Source organism: Micromonospora sp. KC721, from assembly GCF_004348355.1.
Lineage (GTDB): Bacteria > Actinomycetota > Actinomycetes > Mycobacteriales > Micromonosporaceae > Micromonospora.
The window spans coordinates 1-17,423 of sequence record NZ_SMJY01000030.1 but is presented as its reverse complement, the minus strand read 5'-3'; the positions used below and the strand labels follow the sequence as shown (position 1 = coordinate 17,423).

The following is a 17,423-nucleotide window of genomic DNA, read 5'->3' as shown; positions in this document are numbered from 1 at the left end:
GGGCCCGGACAGGTCAGCGCGGGTGCCCGGCGCGTTGCCGGACACCCGCCCGTGGACGAGGTCAGTGCGCGGCCGGTACCCGCTCCGCCTTGACCTGGACAGTGAAGCTGCGCTGCGGCTCGCCGTTGAGGTTGTAGACGGTCGAGGAGCCGTGCGAGGCGAACCGGTCGCCGAAGAGCACCCCGTTCTGGTACCCCCGGACCTCGCCGTCGACGTTACCGCTGGCGTCGTAGTGGGGGTGAACGATGTTGAACGTGAAGCCGTTGCAGCCCACGGCCCGCCAGGTGTCCGTCACCGGCTCGCCGGGGGGCGGCTCGATGGTGCCATCCGGATTGAACACGAACGTGGTCTCGCCGGTGCTGGGCAAGGACGTCTGGACCTTCGCGCGCCAGGTGCCGACCAGGCTGTGCGGGCAGGTGCTCTCGGTCGCCGCCGCTGGGGCCGGTGCGAGGGCCACCGCTGAGCCGAGCACGGCGACGGCCGCCGCCGTGCGCAGGACCTTCCACAGCTTGCGGCGCGGGACAGGCCGGGATTCAGTCGTCATGGGCAATCGCCTTCGTGGGAGGGGGTGCGGGCGATCCGCACGGGACGGCTAGAGCATCGGAACGTCGCCTGGAGGCTCGCTGCGGGACGACTCGAGAAGGGCTCGACGGACCGGTGGTCACTGCTGCGGTCGGCCACCCGTCACCGGTGTCGGCTGTTCGGCGTCGGCCGGCGGTTCGCGGGTCTGGGCGGGGCCGGGCAGGAAGGCCGCGGGCAACACGGCGAGCAGGCCGAGCCCGACCATCCACCAGAACATGTGCCCGAACGCCGCGTCCGGTGACGCGCCGGGCCGGTCCAACTCGCGCTGGAGCAGCAGAGCCAGCGCGGCCGTGCCGAACGAAGCACCCAACCGCTGCACGACGACCAGCGCGGTGGCCGCGCGGGGCGTCAGCTCCGCAGGCAGGAAGCGGTACGCCGTCGCGGTGAGCGGTATCGAGGCGGCGCCGAGCCCGATGCCGCGCACCACCAGCCCTCCGGCCAGCCAGGGATCGCTGACATCGGCGTCGACCCGAGTGAACGGAAGGGTCCCCAGGATCACCAGCCCGAGTCCGGTCAGCACGATGTACCGGGCGCCGAACCGGTCGACCAGGGCGCCGACCACGAACAGGGCGGCCACCATGCCCACCCCCTGCGGTGCGAGCATGAGCCCGGCCCGCAGCGCATCCAGACCGCGCGCCTGCTGATGGAACAGCGGGAGAAGAAACATCATCCCGAACAGCGACGCACCCGACAGGAAGATCAGCCCCGCCGCGAGCGCGAACGTCCGACGCCGGAACAGCCGCAGGTCGATGGCCGGGCTGGGATGACCGCGACGGGCGTGGATGAGGAACGCCACGAGCAGGACGGCGCCACCGCCGAGGGAGAGCAGCACCTCGACCGAGCCGAGGACGGCTCGATTCGCGCCGCCTCCCTCGCCTCCGCCACCGACCAGGGACAGCCCGTAGACCAGGGCGGTGATAGCTGGCGACAACAGCAACACGCCGAGCATGTCCGGTCGGGCCGCGGGCCGGCGACGCTCGTCCCGGGGCAGGCCGATCCAGGCGAGAGCCAGCGCGATCGCACCGAGCGGGATGTTCACGAAGAAGATCCACGGCCACCCGGGCCCGTCGACCAGGAAGCCGCCGACGGTGGGGCCGAGAACGGGGGCGAGCTGCGTCGGCACGCTGACCATGCTCATGACGCGACCGATCCGCAGCGGCCCCGCGGCGGCTACCAGGATCACCTGAGCGAGCGGCGGGATCAGCCCACCGCCGATGCCTTGCAGCACGCGGAAGGCGATCAGGCTCTCGATGGACCAGGCCAGTCCGCACAGCGCCGAGGCAACGACGAAGACCGTGAGCGCGAACAGCCACATCCGACGGGCGCCGAAGCGCTCGACCGACCATCCGGTGACCGGGACGACCATGGCCAGGGCCAGCAGGTACGCCACGGAGACCCATTGCAGGGTGCCGAGTGGGCTGTCGAAGTCGCGGCCGATCCGGTCCAGCGCCACGGACACGATCGTCGCGTCGAGAGCGGACATGAAGGCGCCCGCAACGATGACGATCCCGAGCCCGACGAGCCGGCGGTCGAGGCGTTCGGTGGTGTGGTCGGTCATGACACCTCCAAAAGTGGAGCGCTCCGCTCACCATACGGCCTCAGGGTGGCTCTGACAACTGAGCGGAACGCTCCACTTCGTGTTACCGTCGACCGGGCGGCGCCGATCGGTCGCCGCACCGTCGAGCGGGAGAGGAACGCGCGAGTGAGCGGCAAAGTCGTCTTCTACGAGTACGGCGACCCGGATGTGCTGCGACTGGTGTCGGCACCGGAGCGCGACGCGGGACCGGGACAGGTACGGGTGCGGGTCAAGGCCGCCGGCGTGAATCCGGTGGACTGCCGGATCAGGCGGGGCGAGTTCGCCGCGCCGGATGGGACGGATGCCTTCCCCCAAACGCTGGGCAACGAGTTCGCCGGCATCGTCGACCAGGTGGGCCCGGACGTTTCCGGGTTCGCCGTGGGTGACGAGGTGCTCGGCTTCGCCAGTGCCGAGGCGTACGCCGAACACGTCGTGGTGCCGACAGACGCCGTCACCCGCAAGCCGGACGGCGTCGACTGGGAGATGGCGGGCGCGCTGTCCGCCGTGGGACAGACCGCCTGGAACGCACTGCGGGAACTGCGCGTCGCGTCCGGCGAGACCCTGCTGGTCCACGCGGCCGCGGGAGGCGTGGGCACGGTGATCGTGCAGCTGGCCACGCGGCTCGGCGCCACCGTCATCGGCACAGCCAGCGACCGCAATCACGACTACCTGCGTTCCCTCGGCGCCATCCCGGTCACCTACGGCCCGGGTCTGAGCAAACGGGTGCGTGATCTGGCGCCCCGGGGAGTGGACGCGGCACTGGACGCGGTTGGCGGCGACGCGATCACCGTGTCGCTCGACCTGGTCGACGACCACACCCGCATCGGCACCCTGGTGGATCAGTCCGCCGCCGACCGGTTCGGCATCAGGCGCCTGCGCGGCGCGCGGTCGGCCACCATCCTGGCCGAGCTCGTCACGCTGTGCCAGAAGGGCGAGCTGCGCCTGCCGGTGACCCGCGTGTATCCCCTCAAGGACGCGAAGGAGGCGCACCGGGCGATGGAGACCGGGCATGTTCGTGGCAAGATCGCGCTGGTGGTGGAGTAATCCGTGCCCATGACGAAGGTGTCCCTCGCGTAGCTTCCGCGAGGGACACCGACGTCACGATCCGCGTTCTCAGGTCAGCCCAGGTGAGCGCGGGCCGCATTCAACACGGCGACGCTGCCCGCGCCCAACTCGCGCTGGGCGAACCGTCGGGCCTCCTCCAGATCGGCCCCCGCCCCGAGCACCGTCGGGATGCCCTCCTCGTCGAAGACCACGGTGTGTCGCGCCGTCGCGACGGTGCCGTCGGAGCCGCTCGTAACCCGCCATTCGCCCGTGTGCACCGTTGCCAGCGGCGGCACGACGAGGTGCCGGTACGCGATCGCCCCCGGCCGGCACACCCGTACCACCTCACTGGCGTGCCGGCCGTGCCCGGTCAGCGTCTCGGTCCGCACCACCTGTACGTCCTCAACGTCGTGCCGAACCTCGACGTGGACGAGGTCCGGCACCAGCTCGACCCACTTGCGCATATCCCGCAGGAACCCGTAAACGTCCCCCGTCGAGCCGCCGGTGACAACCGACTCGGTGAACGTGAGCAGGCGCTGCGGGCGTGCCGAGGCCAGCTCGGCGCCGGCCTGGAAGGCCGCCAGCTCGTCGGTGCTGAGCCGGTCGAGCACCTCCTCGATCCAGGAAAGAGTGTCCCGGTCCTCGTCCAACGCCTGGTAGTCGTGCTGAAGCCGAACCAGGCATTCACGATCGCCGCGTGGTTCGAAGATCCAGGTACCGCCCATGTCGGCCACGGGCGGTCGCGCGGTCTCCTGCCGGTACGACACTCGCAGCGCCCTCGGGTCCAGGCGGCGTACCGCCACCCAGTGGTTGATGGTGCCGTCGGTGGTGGTCCACACACCCACCCGGTCCGCGGCGTCATCGCCGGCGAGTCGCTCCGCGTGCACCGTGGTTGGAAAGATCCACGACCAGTTCGTCACGTTCGCTATCAACTGATAGGCGAGGGTCGCCGGCGCTTGGATCTTCGCCTGGTGCTCGACATCACGCCGTCGGGAAGCCGGCATCACTAACCACCTCCTGCTTCATCGGGTCCGCCTGCCTTGCCTCGTGCGGTCTGCGCCAGTTGCCGCCCATACGGTTCACTCGCCGTACCCAGGCGCAGCGCCGCGTGGCTGGCGAGGAAGTGCACGTCACGCCAGAACCGTTGCAGCGGCTCGCCGGCGAACTGGCCACTGGTACCGGCTGCCCGGAACAGCCGCTGTACGGCGTTGACGAGATGCTCCACAGCCAGTGCGCAATCCATCGGGTTGCGCACCGCCTCGAGCGGCGTGACGCTCGGCTGGTCGGCCACCTGAGCGGCCCGTTGGAGCAACAGCCCGGCGGCGTCGGCCATGCCGACAGCCCAGGCCAGATCGCGATGGCCGGCCGCGCGGTCGCCGGACGCCGGGTCGCGGGTGCCGCCGAGCCGCGCCGACCAGGCCGCGATCGCGCCGCGGGCGGCGCCGAGCGCGGGGGCGGCGAAAAGCAGGCCGCTCGCCACCCGGAGCGGCACGGTGTGACACCGCGCCGTGGAACCGACGCTGTGCCCGCGCCACATGGACTCCCGCAGGAAGGCGCGGTGACGCGGCACGAAGGCGCCGTCCACCACGACCGTGTTGCTGCCGGTTCCCCGCATCCCGGTGGGGAACCAGGTGTCGAGCACTCGATAGTCCGCCCGGGGCACGAGAAAGAACATGGGTCCTTGCCCGCTTTCGGGCCCCGGCCCGCAGACGAACGCCCAGTCTGACGACTCGACACCGCTGACGTACCGCCACTCGCCGCGTACCAGCCAGCCTCCGGGCACTTCGCTGGCGGTCCCCGTCGGGGTCAGGCCGGCCACCACGAGAGCGTCCGGTCCCTCCCCCCACAGCTCCCGTTGGCCGTCCTCGGGCAGAAACGCACCGAGACGGCCCGCTCCGGCCGCCAGCGATGCGCACCAGGCGGCCGAGGTACAGCCCGCCCCGACGGTCGCCGTGGCGGCAAGCAGTTCGGTGAAGGTGCCGGCGACACCACCCCAGCGTCGAGGTACGAAGTGCCGGCAGAAGCCCACCCGGATCAGCTCCTCGATGACCTCGGGGCTGAGCGTCCGGTGGGCGTCGGAGTCCTCGGCGTGCCGCGCGGCCAGGGCGGCGACCTGCCCGGCAGCACTCAGGTCACCGCGGCGCAGCACCTGTCCCGGCATGAAGCACCTCCTCGCTTGTCTCGTGCTCCGTCACCACGCCGCGACCAGGTCGGCACTGACCGTCGTGTCCATCCACGACTCACTGCGTAGGCAACACAGCAGCGAGCGGGCCGAGACATTCAGGTAGTTGCTGTGCCGCACGAGCTGGGCCAGCTGCGGCACGGAGACCCACAGGTGACCTTCAGGCTCCTCGTACGGAAGGTCCTCGGCGGTTTCCACCACCAGATAGCGGGTTTCGGCGTGGTAGAACCGGCCACCCTCCTCGGAATGCACGACATCGAGCCGGATGCGGTCTGGTGGAGCGGCGAGCGCATAGTCCAGAAACGGCGGTCGCTGTTCGGTCGGAAGATCACGGTAGTTGTCGGGCGTGCACTGCACGGTCGGCGCCAGCTCGACCACGTCCAGCGTGCCGGCTTCGCTGAGCGCACGGACCAGCACGTGCCGGACCCCCGCGATGTCCCGGACGAGGAAGGCGACAAGCCCACGACCGCAGGGGGCGAGCATGGGCTGCGACCACTCACGCACCTCACGGTTGGTCGCCTGCACGTTGACTCCGATGATCCGGAAGAAGTGGCCGGAATCGTGCTCCACCACCGAGTCCCGGAGACGCCAGCCGGCTACCTGTGACAACGGGATCCGCTGCTGGTCCAGTCGGTGGTTGGACTTCGCTTCGGTAAACCAGCTCAGCACACGCTTCATCGGATGCCACCCCTCGGCGTTACCGGTGTGACCCGGACCCGCGTCGCGCCTGGGTGACGGCATGCCGGACAACACCGTACGGCTGTCCATGTTGACCAGGTTGTCCACCGACAGCAGCTCGCGCAGTTGGGGCAGCGAGAGCCAGCAGAAATCGTCCCGGACCGGAACGTCCTCGTCGACGTAGACAATCATGTTCCGGTTCCGCTTCCCCAGGAACCAGGATCCCTGCTCGGACTGAAGCGAATCGAAGAGCACCTGGTGCCGGCGTGCCGCGACGAAATACTCCAGGTACGGCACCGAACTACCACGGTGTACCCGCGTGTAGTTGCTCCGGGTGGCCTGCACCGTGGGTGAGAGCTGCAGCAGGTTGATGTTGCCCGGCTCCATCTTGGCCTGCATGAGGAAGTGCGGCACCCCGTCGAAGTCTTTGACCAGGATGCCGAGGATGCCAGTCTCGGGCTGGATGATGATCGGCTGATCCCAGGCAGTCACCTGGCGCGAGTTGGTGCGCACCCGCAGCCCTTCGACGGTGAAAAACCGGCCGCTGGCGTGTGCGATGTTTCCGGTGTCGGGGTCGGTCGTCCAGCCTTGCAGGGCGTCCAACCCGGTCGGGGTGACCCGAAAGCTGTTCGCCTTCGCCCGGCTGTCGAACCACTCGTGGAACTCCGAAAGGTCGCGGAACACTTGTGCCTCCCCTTTTCGCCGGCGAGCCGGCTCAGACCAGGTACGCCCCACCGTCGACGGGCAGCACCGCACCAGTGACGTGTCGCGCGCGCAGCAGCGCGATCACCGCCTCGGCAACGTCCTCAGCGGTACCGACCCGCCGCAGCGGCGTTCCCTGGCGGACCTTCTCCGCGATGTTCTGGAAAAACGGGTCGTCGCGGGTCCACGGCGTCTCGGTCAACGCGGGCGCCACCGCGTTCACCCGAATCTCGGGGCCGAGGGCCTTGGCGAGCAGGCGGGTCATGTGATCGAGTGCCGCCTTGCTGACCGCGTACGGGATGGAGCTGCCGACCGGACGTGAGCCGGCCACCGACGAGATGTTCACGATGCACCCGTGGCCGGACTCGCGCAGATGCCGGGCGGCGGCCGTGGACATCTGCCAGGCGCCGAGGACGTTGACGTCGAGGATGTGACGCCACACCTCGACGGTGGCCGCGCCGAGATCCCCGTGCGGGATCACCCGCGTGGTCCCCGCGTTGTTCACCAGCACGTCGAGCCGGCCGTAGGTCTCGAGCGCCGTGGCGACGAGACGTTCCGCGTCCTCGGGCACCGAGACGTCCGCACGGACGTACGCGGCCCCGTCCAGGGAGGCGGCCAACTCCTCACCTGCCGAGACGGAACGCGCCGAGTTGACGACCACCCGCATGCCCTCTGCCGCCAGGCGCCTGGCAATCGCCGCGCCGATTCCTGACGAAGAGCCCGTGACGAGTGCGACCTGCTTGTCCATGCCAACGCTCCTCCCTCGACCGCTCGGACCACGAGGCAGCCTCAGAGGGCAGGGTGTCGGGCTGGCATCGAGAACCGGTCGAGAGCGCCTGACGGGTGATCAGGGCATCCCTCGAGTCGCGTGACCGAGGTGTTGTCAGCAGCCCTTCAGATCGAGATACTTCGATCACAGTCGGCCCTTGAGGAGAACGCATGCCCATGTACCCATCCCGCACCAGGGTGCTCGTCGCGGTGACCGCGTCAGCCGTGCTGGCCGGCACGGCGACCGCCGCCGCCGTGGCCGCGCACGCCGCAGCGGCGGGCTGCGCCGTCACGTACACGGTCACCTCGCAGTGGACGGGCGGATTCGGGGCGAACGTAGCGCTCAAAAACCTCGGCGATCCGGTGACGAACTGGACGTTGACCTGGTCGTTCGGTGCCGGACAGCGAGTGACACAGGCGTGGAACACCGATCTCACCCAGAGCGGATCAGCGGTGACGGCACGCAACGTGGCGTGGAACGGCTCCCTGTCGACCAACGGCAGCACCAGCTTCGGATTCAACGGATCCTGGAGCGGCAGCAACCCCGACCCGGCCAGCTTCGCGCTCAACGGAACGACCTGCACCGGCGGGGTGACGTCGCCGTCACCCAGCACGTCACCGTCGAGCGGCCCCACGAGCCCACCGCCCGGCGAGGTGCTGTCCCGGGTGCACACCGCGGGCCGCGTCAAGACCAGCGGCGACGCCGTGCGGTACAGCTGGCCCGGCGTCTACTTCGAGGGCCGGGTCCGGGGCACCGGAGTGGGAATCGTGCTGAACGACTCGGCGGCCGACTACACCGTCCAGGTCGACGGTGCGACCGTCGCCACCCTCGTGACGCCCGGTCAGACCACCCGGTGGATCACCGGCCTGAGCAACACCGAGCACACCGTACGCCTCGTGAAGCGCAACGAGAGCCCATGGAGCACCAGCGAGTTCGGTGGGTTCGTCGCCGCCCCGGGCGGCGAGATCCTCGCCAGGCCGACCCCCCGGAGCCGGCAGATCGAGTTCATCGGCGACTCACTCACGGCCGGCTACGGCAACACGTCGACCAGTCGCGACTGCACCGGCGACCAGGTGAACCGCACCACCAACACCGACGTCAGCTATGGCGCCCTGGTCGCCCGCCGGCTGTCGGCCGACTACCAGATCAACGCGTTCTCCGGCAGAGGAATGGTCCGCAACTACAACGGCAGCGACCCGGGCACCGACTACCGCACCTACTACGACCGGGCGCTGCTGAACGTGCCCGGCGACATGTGGAGCCCCGGCACCTGGAAGCCCCAACTCGTCGTCGTCTACCTCGGCACCAACGACTTCTCCACCGCCCTGAACCCCGGCGAGCCGTGGACAGCCGAGAGCCTCGTCGCCGCCTACCGCACCGCCTACAGCACCTTCCTGCAGAAGCTGCGGACCCGCTACGGCGCCACCACGACCATCGTCGCCGTCGGCGCCAGCCCCTTCGCGGGCTCCGTCCAGCAGGTGGTTCAGGAGCGCACCAACGCGGGCGACAACCGGGTCCGCTACTGGGCCCTCGACAGCACCGGTCTGGACCTGCTCGGCTGCCACTGGCACTACTCCACCCGCGACCACCAGCTCATCGCCGACCGGCTCGGCACGTACCTCGGCAGCCTGTCGCTGGGCTGGTAGCCGGCGCGGTCCGCACCCGACCCGCAGTTCCGCTTGCCGCGGCATCCGGCCGCGGCAAGCGGATGGGCCGGTCGAGGTGCCGAGCCCGACCACCTCGGCGGCCGGTGGCGGGCCGGCATGATCGCAGGTAGTGTCGCCGATCGTGAGCGCGGTCGCCCGAAACAACGTCACGGTGCTAGGCCGCGATGGGGATCCCACCATCGTCTTCGCCCACGGCTTCGGCTGTGACCAGCACATGTGGCGCCTCGTCACGGACCGCTTCGTCGACGAGTACCGGGTGGTGCTCTTCGACCACGTGGGCTCGGGCGGCTCCGACCTGTCGGCATACCGGCCGCAGCGCTACGCCTCGTTGCAGGGCTACGCCGAGGACGTGGTGGAAATCCTCGCCGAACTGGACCTGTGGGACGTGGTGTTCGTCGGCCACTCGGTCAGCGCGATGATCGGCGTGCTCGCGGCGGCGGCCGAGCCGAGCCGCTTCTCCCGGCTGGTGCTGGTCGGCCCCTCGCCCCGCTACCTCGACGACGAGGACTACCGCGGCGGCTTCACCCGCGCCGACATCGACGAGCTGTTGGAGTCGTTGGACAGCAACTACCTGGGCTGGTCGGCCGCCATGGCCCCGGTCATCATGGGGAATCCGGACCGACCGGAACTCGGCACCGAACTGACGAACAGCTTCTGCCGCACCGATCCGGCCATCGCCCGGCAGTTCGCGCGGGTGACGTTCCTCTCCGACAACCGGACGGATCTGCCGCAGGTCACCGCGCCGACCCTGATCCTGCAGTGCACCGACGACATCATCGCCCCGTACGAGGTCGGCGACTACGTGCACCGCCACCTGCCCGACAGCACCCTCGTCGTGCTGAAGGCGACGGGTCACTGCCCGAACCTGAGTGCCCCCGAGGAAACCGCGGACGCCATTCACGCGTTCCTACGGAATTATTGAGCGTGGTCAATCCCCTTGAGCCGGTCGAGACCTTCATCCCGCTACTCGAAGAGAGCGCGGAGGATCTCTACGAGAGGGCGCCCTGTGGCTACCTGTCGGTGCTGCCCGACGGCACCGTCGCCCGGGTGAATCAGACCTTTCTGGACTGGACGGGTTACCAACGGGCTGAGCTGTTGGGCCACCGGGTGCAGAACTTCTACACGATCGGCGGTCGGATCTTCCACGAGACGCACCTGGGACCGCTACTGCACATGCAGGGCGAGGTGCGGGGCGTCGCACTCGAGTTCCGGCGGGCCGACGGCAGCCGGCTGGACACCCTCGTGAACGTGGTCCTGCGACGGAATCCGGACGCGGCGTCGACCGTACTGCGGATGACCGTCTTCGACGCCACCGACCGCCGCTCGTACGAGCGGGAGTTGCTCGGCGAGCGCCGCCGGGCGGAGCGCAACGAGGATCGGATCCGGGTGCTGCAGGAGATGGTGGCGTGCTGCGCCTCGATCGACCGCGCCGAGGACATCGTCGCGCCGATCGCCACCGCCGGGACGGAGGCGTTCGAGGCGACCAACACCGTGGTGTGGCTGCTGCACCCGCAGGAACCGGTGCTCACCGTCACCGGTCCCACCGGGCCGGTCAGCCCGCCGGTGGGTCTCGACGATCCAGGACCCGAGGCGCGTGCCGTACACGCCGCCGAGGTGGTCAGCGCCGACGGACGCGTGGTGACGCCGCTGGTCGCCGACGGTCGGGTGCTCGGCGTGGTCTCGTTCGACTTCTCCGCCGGCCGACGGGTGGCCGCGGACGAGGTGGAGCTGATGCGGACCGTCGGTCGGCAGGCCGGGCAGGCGCTGGAGCGGGTACGACTGCACGAGGAGACGGCGCGGCGCGCCTGGCAGACGGCGTTCCTCGCCCGTCTGGGTCGCGACCTGGACGAGGCGGTGGGATCGGCTGACCGGGCCCGGCGGCTGGTCTGCCTGCTGGTACCCGACATCGCGCAGTACGCGCAGGTGGACCTGACCCTGGCGGAGGCCACCGATGGGGCGACCACTCCCCCGCCGTCCGCGACCAGCGCAACCGGGTACGCCGACGACGTGGTCTCCCAGGGACCGGGCGGACCGTGGCCGATCGACGACGGGTTACGTGCCACCGTGCGAGCGGCCGGAGAGAACTTCCCGGTGCCGTTGGCGGGAGCGGACGGTCAGGCCGGGCTGGTGCTCCCGCTGCGCGCCCGGAACGCGGTGATCGGCATCCTGCTGCTGGCCGGGTCGCCGGCCGCACCCGGCCCGTTCCCGCAGGATTTCCTGCTCGCCCTCGTCGACCGGGCCGGGTTGGCGCTGGAGAATGCCCGCCTGGCCGAGCAGGACCGGGAGGTTGCCCGCGTCCTCCAGCGCAGCCTGCTGGTCAGCGAGCGGCCCACCGACCCGCGCTTCCACGTGGCCACCGTCTACCGCCCGGCGGAGGACCGGCTGGAGGTCGGCGGTGACTGGTACGACGCGTTCACCACCTCGGCCGACAGTGTCGGTGTGGTCGTCGGTGACGTGGTGGGCCGGGGCATCCGGGCCGCCAGCGCGATGGGCCAACTGCGCAGCGCCGTCCGGGCGCTGGCGAAGGCGCGGTGCGGCCCGGCGGCGGTGCTGCGGCACATGGACGACTTCGTCGCCACCCTGGAGGCGGGACGGATGACCACGCTGGCCTACGCCGAACTGGCGCTGGACACCGGCCTGCTGCGGTACGCGTGCGCCGGTCACCCACCGCCGCTACTGCTCCTGCCGGACGCCACCCCCCGGTATCTGTGGGACGGTCGTTCCGGACCGCTCGGCACGCACGCCGCCAGCCGGGCCCGCCGGGAGGCCGAGCTGACCCTGCCGCGGGGCTCACGACTGCTGCTCTACACCGACGGCCTGGTGGAGCGGCGTGGGGAACGTATCGACCAGGGTCTCGACCGCCTCGCCGAGGCGCTGGACGCCCGCCGGACGGCCCCGATCGCGTCGTTGACCCAGGAGATCAGCGACGGGATGCTCGCCGGCGAGGGTGGCCACGACGACACCTGCCTGCTGGCGCTGGCCTTCGACGACGCCCCGCGGTTCCACACCGACGTGCCGGCCCGGATGTCCCGGATCAGCCCGCTGCGGACCGAGCTGGACGACTGGCTGGCGGCCTGCCAGGTTCCCGAAACCGAGCGGTACGGCATCGTGCTGGCCTGCTCCGAGGCCGTCGCCAACGCCATCGAACACGGCTACCAGGGCGACCCGTCAGGCGTGGTGAGCGTGACCGCGGCCCTCGACGGGGGCCTTCTCGACCTGCGGGTCTCCGACACCGGCCGCTGGCGGGCCCCGCAGGCCACCGTCCATCGCGGGCGTGGGTTGGCGCTGATGGGACGGCTGATGGACGACCTGGTCATCGACCGGGGTACGGGCACGAACGTGTTGATGCGACGGCAGCTCAGAGGGACGACGAGGTGACTGACGAACGGGTGACCGTGCACGGCGAACGAGGCTGCTCGGTCGTACGCCTGCACGGCGAGGTCGACCACGGCAACGCCGAGCTGGTGGAGCGGGACGTGCTCACCGCGACCCGCGCCGCTGCCGGTGTGGTGATCGACCTGACCGGGGTGACCTTCCTGGACAGTGCCGGCCTGCGGTGCCTCGACCAGCTGGTGACCGCCTTCCGCACACGCCAGGCACCGGTCCTGGTTGTCGCCCCGGACGGCGGTGCCGTCCGGGGCACCCTCGACCTGATCGGCTTCCTCCCTGACCTGCTCGCCGGGACACTGGACGAGGCGCTCGCCGAACTCACCCGGTGAGCCGTCGGACGGCAATCAGCCAGCGGCGTGCGCCGTGGGGCGACGAGGAGCGTTGCACCCGTCATCGATTGTCCACTCAGCCCGGAGGCAACGCCCGGGGGTCGGGCCCGCGCGGCGGGACGTAGGGTGTCCGCATGGATGCCCGGCTCTTTCGCGAGGTCCTGTCTCCGACGAGCGCCGGCAGTCCCGGTATCCGACCGCGGTGAGTCGCGGCTCGGTGCCAGCGCAGCGCGACGACGTCGCGCCTCGTCGCGACGAGCCACCACCTGGCCTGGCGGCCTGGTGCGCCCACATCACCGGGTCACGTCCGTTCGAGGTGGCCATCGTCGTGCTCATCATGGCCAACGGGATCGTGCTCGGAGTCGAGACGTACCCCAACCTCGGCGCGGCGGGGCCGTTGCTGCGGTGGACGGAGTGGGTGTTCCGGCTGGCCTTCGTCGTGGAGATCGCGATCCGTGTGCTGGCCCACGGCCGTCGGCCGCAGGATTTCTTCCGGCACGGCTGGAACGTCTTCGACTTCCTCGTGACGGCGGCGATCTTCATCCCGGGGCTGCACGGTGACTCCGCCGTGCTGCGATTCCTACGGGTGGCCCGGGTACTGCGGTTGGTGCGGTTCTCGCCGGGGTTGCGCATCATCGTGGCGGCGCTGTGGCGAAGCCTGCCGGGCGTCGGCGGCTTCCTCGCGCTGGCCGCCGTCACGCTCTACGTCTACGGCATGGCCGGCTGGCTGATCTTCAACGAGCGGTATCCCGAGCAGTACGGCGACATCGGCCGATCGCTGCTGACGCTGTTCGTGCTGCTGTCGCTGGAGACCTTGCCGGACCTAATCGAGCAGGGCATCGCCGTGTCACCGTGGACGCTGCTCTACTACGTCAGCTTCGTAATGATCACGGTCAACCTGCTGCTGAACATCCTGATCGCCGTCATCGTCAACTCGATGGAAGAGGCACGGCGACTGGAGATGACCGAGCGGCTGTCGCCGGACTACGACGAGGACGGCGACGGGGTGCCGGACGAGGTGGACCGGATCGCGATCAGCCAACGGTTGGACGACCTGCGGGCGGTCATCACCGAACTGGAGCGGGAACTGCGCATCGACCGCGACGACGGGCACGGCCTGATCCACCAGCACCGATCCACGCCGCAGTGACTGCGCCGGGTTCCGGGTCTCCGCCCGCCATCGGAATCCTTGACCGTCGATATGTAGCGGGTGATACTGCCTGCGGATGCTGGCACGGACGTCGCTCGTCGACACCTGACGCATCCTGGTCACCATTGTCAGCACCCTGCTCCTGGCGCCGGTCGCGCCCCTGTCGGCACATCGCCGGTCAGCGCGGACACCAGCCAGTTCCGGGGCGTGAACTGGGCCGTACCCGACGGCAGCTTCGTCAAGGGGGAGTAAAGACATGACCGTACCCCGGCGGTGGCGCCCTTCCCGAGACCACCGGCTCCGCCTCCGCCGTGCGGTCGCCCTCGCCGGGGCGGTGCTGGTGGCTGGTGCCGCCTCGCTCGCGGTCCCCTCCGCCGCCCACGCGGCGGTGATCGACCCGTCGGCGTACTACCAGGTCGTGGCGCGGCACAGCGGCAAGGCGATCGAGGTCGCCGGCCAGTCGGGCGCCGACGGCGCGACCGTACAGCAGTGGGCCCGCTCGGACCGGACCAGCCAGCAGTTCCAGTTCGTCGACGCCGGCGGCGGCTACTACAAGCTGCGCGCGCGACACAGCGGCAAGGTCGTCGGTGTGGCGGGCGGCTCCACGGCGAACGGCGCCGACGTCGTGCAGAACACCGACAACGGGGGCGCCAGCCAGCAGTTCCGGGTCGTGGACACCACCAACGGGTACGTCAAGCTGGTCAACCGCAACAGCGGCAGGGCACTCGACGTCTGGGAGCGGTCCACCGCCGACGGCGCGCGGATCTCGCAGTACACCGACAACGGCGGCACCAACCAGCAGTGGCAGCTGGTGCGGGTCGACGGCGGCACCCCGACCCCCGGCTACGCCGGCTACCTGTTCAGCTACATGCTCGGCGAGGGCTCGGCCAACGGCGAGCAGGTGTACTTCGCCCTCAGCCAGGGCAACGACCCCACCCGCTGGCGGCAGCTCAACAGCGGCCGGCCGGTGTTGACCTCCACCGTCGGCACCCGGGGGGTGCGCGACCCGTTCATCGTCCGCTCACCGCAGGGCGACCGGTTCTACCAGATCGCCACCGACCTACGTATCTACGGCAACGGCAACTGGGACGCCGCGCAGCGCACCGGCAGCAAGTCGGTCGTGGTCTGGGAGTCCACCGACCTGGTGAACTGGAGCGCCCCACGGCTGGTGCGCGTCTCGCCGGACACCGCTGGAAACACCTGGGCGCCGGAGGCGTACTTCGACGAGACCCTCGGTCAGTATGTCGTCTACTGGGCCTCCAAGCTCTACGCCACCAACGACCCCAACCACACCGGCAACACCTACAACCGGATGATGTACGCGACCACCACCGACTTCCGCACCTTCAGCGCCCCGCAGGTGTGGGTCGACAAGGGTTACTCGACCATCGACTCCACGATGATCAAGCACAACGGCACGTACTACCGGTTCACCAAGGACGAGCGCAGCGCCTCCCAGTCGGCGTGCGGCAAGTTCATCCTCGCGGAGACGTCGACCACGATCCTCAACCGCAACTACTCCTTCCTGCGCGACTGCATCGGTCGGGGTTCCCTGTCGCAGGGCGAGGGGCCGCTGGTGTTCAAATCGAACACCGAACAACGGTGGTACCTGTTCATCGACGAGTACGGCGGCCGGGGATACATCCCCTTCACCACCACCGACCTCAGCAGCGGGCAGTGGAGCGCGGTCTCCGGCTACAGCCTGCCCGGCCGCCCGCGCCACGGCACGGTGCTGCCGCTCACCCAGGCCGAGTACGACCGCATCCTGCAACGGTGGGGCTGAACGGGTGGGGCCTGGGGACCAGTCCAGAGTCGAACCGGCCCCCAGGCTGGCTACTACTACTGGCAGGTTCTGCGCTCCGGCACGCAGAACATGACCTCGGGGTAGCGCGGCGACGACCCGTCCAGCACGGGTTGGATCCGGTTTCGCAGGTGCAGGTCGAGAAACGCTCGGGTGTAGGCGCGGGTGATCTCGATGGAGCGGATCGGGGGCAGGTCGGCGCCGCTGCCGATGCCGACCTGTTCGGCGAGCAGGGCCACGTCGGTGAAGGAGGCGTGTACCGTTCCGGCGACCACCAGCCAACGCTTCCACTGGGTCAGGCGCGGCCAGTCACGCTCCCACCGGGCAGCCGAGGGCATTCCGGGGGTGAAGTTCGCCTGCCGGCCCAGGAACAGGAACGGTCGCGCCAGCCCGCTGTCCGGGATGTCGTCGTAGGTGAGACCGTCGATGTCGATCCCGGCGTCGATGCGCGGGTCCGCCACCATGGCGGCCTGGGTGCCGGCTCCGCCGGCGGAGTGACCGACCATCGCGATCCGGGACGGGTCGATCAGTGGGGCGCCCTTCCACTTCCGGCGGGTGCCGGTCAGTTGGTCGATGACGAACGAGACGTCGGCGGCCCGTCCTCGGGTCAGCTTCTTCCAGAACGCCTCGGTTCTGTCCGGTGACTGGCACGCGACGCACGTGGTGACCCGCCCGTCGGGGAAGCTCGTGCCGACGCTCTCGTAGGTGTGCTCGACGGCGGCGACGACGTAGCCGTTGCTGGCCAGGTCTTCGGCCAGTCCGGTCAGGACGCTGCGGGGTTTGGTGAAACCGGGCGAGAGCACGACCAGGGGCAGGCTCCGCTTCCGTCCGGCCGGCGCGGAGTCGGTGGAGGCGTTGGTACGCGTCCTGCTGAGCACGTCGTACGGCACGCTGGTGATGCCGGCGTCCCTGAGCAGCAGTTCCGACTCCATCGGCGTCATGTACTGAGCCCGCAGCCTGCCCGTCGACCTCGTCGGGTACCACAGCGACACCATCAGTTCTCTGGCCGTCGCCTCGGCCACCCACGGATCGTGGCGCGAGGTGTCCCTCAGGTGCAGTGCGGTGGCCCCGACCGGATGGGGACCGGTCGGCTCCGGCACGTACGGGCTGGCCGAGGGGCGTGCGGCGGCGGGTGCGGTCGGGGCCGACCGCGTACCGCCGCTCGGCGTCGTACCGGTGTTCGCGAGCGCCGCGGGGGTCGGCGCCACCACCGGAGCGGCGACGCTCAACGCGGCCACCGTGACGATCAGCCGCGTCGGGCGGGTGTTGCCGGTTCGCCGGAACGGATGGGTGATGTGGGTGATCATGGGTGTCCTTCCTCGGTGGTTCTGTCCTGTTCGCTTATTCGGTGCGCAGGGCGACGGCGGTACGGGTTCGGGCGGCCCAGCCGGCGGGCAGGAGTGCGCCCACGACGGCGATCAGTGGGCCGCCGAGGCCGAGCAGCAGCAGCCCGGTCGGCTGGTAGACGTCGGTGATGGCGGGGGGCAGGGTGATGCCGGCGCCGTGCCCCATCGCGGGCACCACCACCCGGTGCATGGCCACCCCCGCCACGG

Annotated in this window: 14 protein-coding genes and 1 pseudogene; 7 read left to right on the top strand and 8 right to left on the bottom strand. The window is 70.1% G+C overall.

Annotated elements, in window-relative coordinates; genetic code table 11:
- Window positions 1-61 precede the first annotated feature (61 nt).
- On the bottom strand, window positions 62-544 hold the full coding sequence (locus E1182_RS08105) for a hypothetical protein (protein WP_132262591.1): 483 nt from the start codon (window positions 542-544) through the stop codon (window positions 62-64).
- 117 nt (window positions 545-661) lie between these two features.
- Complete coding sequence (locus E1182_RS08100) at window positions 662-2,140, bottom strand: MDR family MFS transporter (RefSeq protein WP_132262589.1); 1,479 nt, start codon at window positions 2,138-2,140, stop codon at window positions 662-664.
- A gap of 144 nt (window positions 2,141-2,284) precedes the next feature.
- On the opposite strand from E1182_RS08100, the gene E1182_RS08095 reads away from it, so the two are divergent.
- Window positions 2,285-3,202, top strand: a complete 918-nt coding sequence (locus tag E1182_RS08095; protein ID WP_132262587.1) for an NADP-dependent oxidoreductase — start codon at window positions 2,285-2,287, stop codon at window positions 3,200-3,202.
- Window positions 3,203-3,276: 74 nt separating this feature from the next.
- Here E1182_RS08095 and E1182_RS08090 read toward each other — a convergent pair whose 3' ends face one another.
- The 4 genes from E1182_RS08090 to E1182_RS08075 are packed head-to-tail and all read right to left on the bottom strand — an operon-like array spanning window position 3,277 to window position 7,512.
- Window positions 3,277-4,206: an SRPBCC family protein gene (locus tag E1182_RS08090; RefSeq protein WP_132262585.1), complete on the bottom strand. Its 930-nt coding sequence runs from the start codon at window positions 4,204-4,206 to the stop codon at window positions 3,277-3,279.
- A 2-nt stretch (window positions 4,207-4,208) separates the two neighbouring features.
- Window positions 4,209-5,363 (bottom strand): hydrolase, encoded by a 1,155-nt coding sequence (locus tag E1182_RS08085; RefSeq protein WP_132262583.1) that lies wholly within the window; start codon window positions 5,361-5,363, stop codon window positions 4,209-4,211.
- 30 nt (window positions 5,364-5,393) lie between these two features.
- Window positions 5,394-6,746, bottom strand: a complete 1,353-nt coding sequence (locus E1182_RS08080; RefSeq protein ID WP_132262581.1) for an NDP-hexose 2,3-dehydratase family protein — start codon at window positions 6,744-6,746, stop codon at window positions 5,394-5,396.
- 31 nt (window positions 6,747-6,777) lie between these two features.
- Entirely contained in the window at window positions 6,778-7,512 is a 735-nt protein-coding gene (locus tag E1182_RS08075) for an SDR family NAD(P)-dependent oxidoreductase (protein WP_132262578.1), read from the bottom strand.
- 191 nt (window positions 7,513-7,703) lie between these two features.
- Here E1182_RS08075 and E1182_RS08070 point away from each other — a divergent pair, with 191 nt between their 5' ends.
- From E1182_RS08070 to E1182_RS32020, 6 genes are all read left to right on the top strand, one after another.
- Window positions 7,704-9,179, top strand: a complete 1,476-nt coding sequence (locus E1182_RS08070) for a cellulose binding domain-containing protein (protein ID WP_243706097.1) — start codon at window positions 7,704-7,706, stop codon at window positions 9,177-9,179.
- Window positions 9,180-9,321: 142 nt separating this feature from the next.
- Window positions 9,322-10,122: an alpha/beta fold hydrolase gene (locus E1182_RS08065; protein WP_132262576.1), complete on the top strand. Its 801-nt coding sequence runs from the start codon at window positions 9,322-9,324 to the stop codon at window positions 10,120-10,122.
- Window positions 10,123-10,124: 2 nt separating this feature from the next.
- A complete protein-coding gene (locus E1182_RS08060; RefSeq protein ID WP_165942550.1) occupies window positions 10,125-12,578 on the top strand; it encodes a SpoIIE family protein phosphatase in 2,454 nt (817 codons plus the stop codon).
- Complete coding sequence (locus E1182_RS08055) at window positions 12,575-12,919, top strand: STAS domain-containing protein (RefSeq protein WP_165942549.1); 345 nt, start codon at window positions 12,575-12,577, stop codon at window positions 12,917-12,919. Before E1182_RS08060 ends, E1182_RS08055 begins: the two co-directional genes overlap by 4 nt.
- A 202-nt stretch (window positions 12,920-13,121) precedes the next feature.
- Window positions 13,122-14,069: an ion transporter gene (locus E1182_RS08050; protein WP_243706096.1), complete on the top strand. Its 948-nt coding sequence runs from the start codon at window positions 13,122-13,124 to the stop codon at window positions 14,067-14,069.
- Between the two features lie 256 nt (window positions 14,070-14,325).
- Window positions 14,326-15,852, top strand: coding sequence for an RICIN domain-containing protein (locus E1182_RS32020; protein WP_132262571.1), 1,527 nt, complete (start codon window positions 14,326-14,328; stop codon window positions 15,850-15,852).
- Between the two features lie 56 nt (window positions 15,853-15,908).
- On the opposite strand, the gene E1182_RS08040 is transcribed toward E1182_RS32020, so the two are convergent.
- Together E1182_RS08040 and E1182_RS08035 are read right to left on the bottom strand one after the other, a co-directional pair.
- Window positions 15,909-17,177 (bottom strand): alpha/beta hydrolase, encoded by a 1,269-nt coding sequence (locus E1182_RS08040; protein WP_132262568.1) that lies wholly within the window; start codon window positions 17,175-17,177, stop codon window positions 15,909-15,911.
- A gap of 34 nt (window positions 17,178-17,211) precedes the next feature.
- Window positions 17,212-17,423, bottom strand: a pseudogene (locus E1182_RS08035) (ABC transporter permease); the annotation flags it as partial.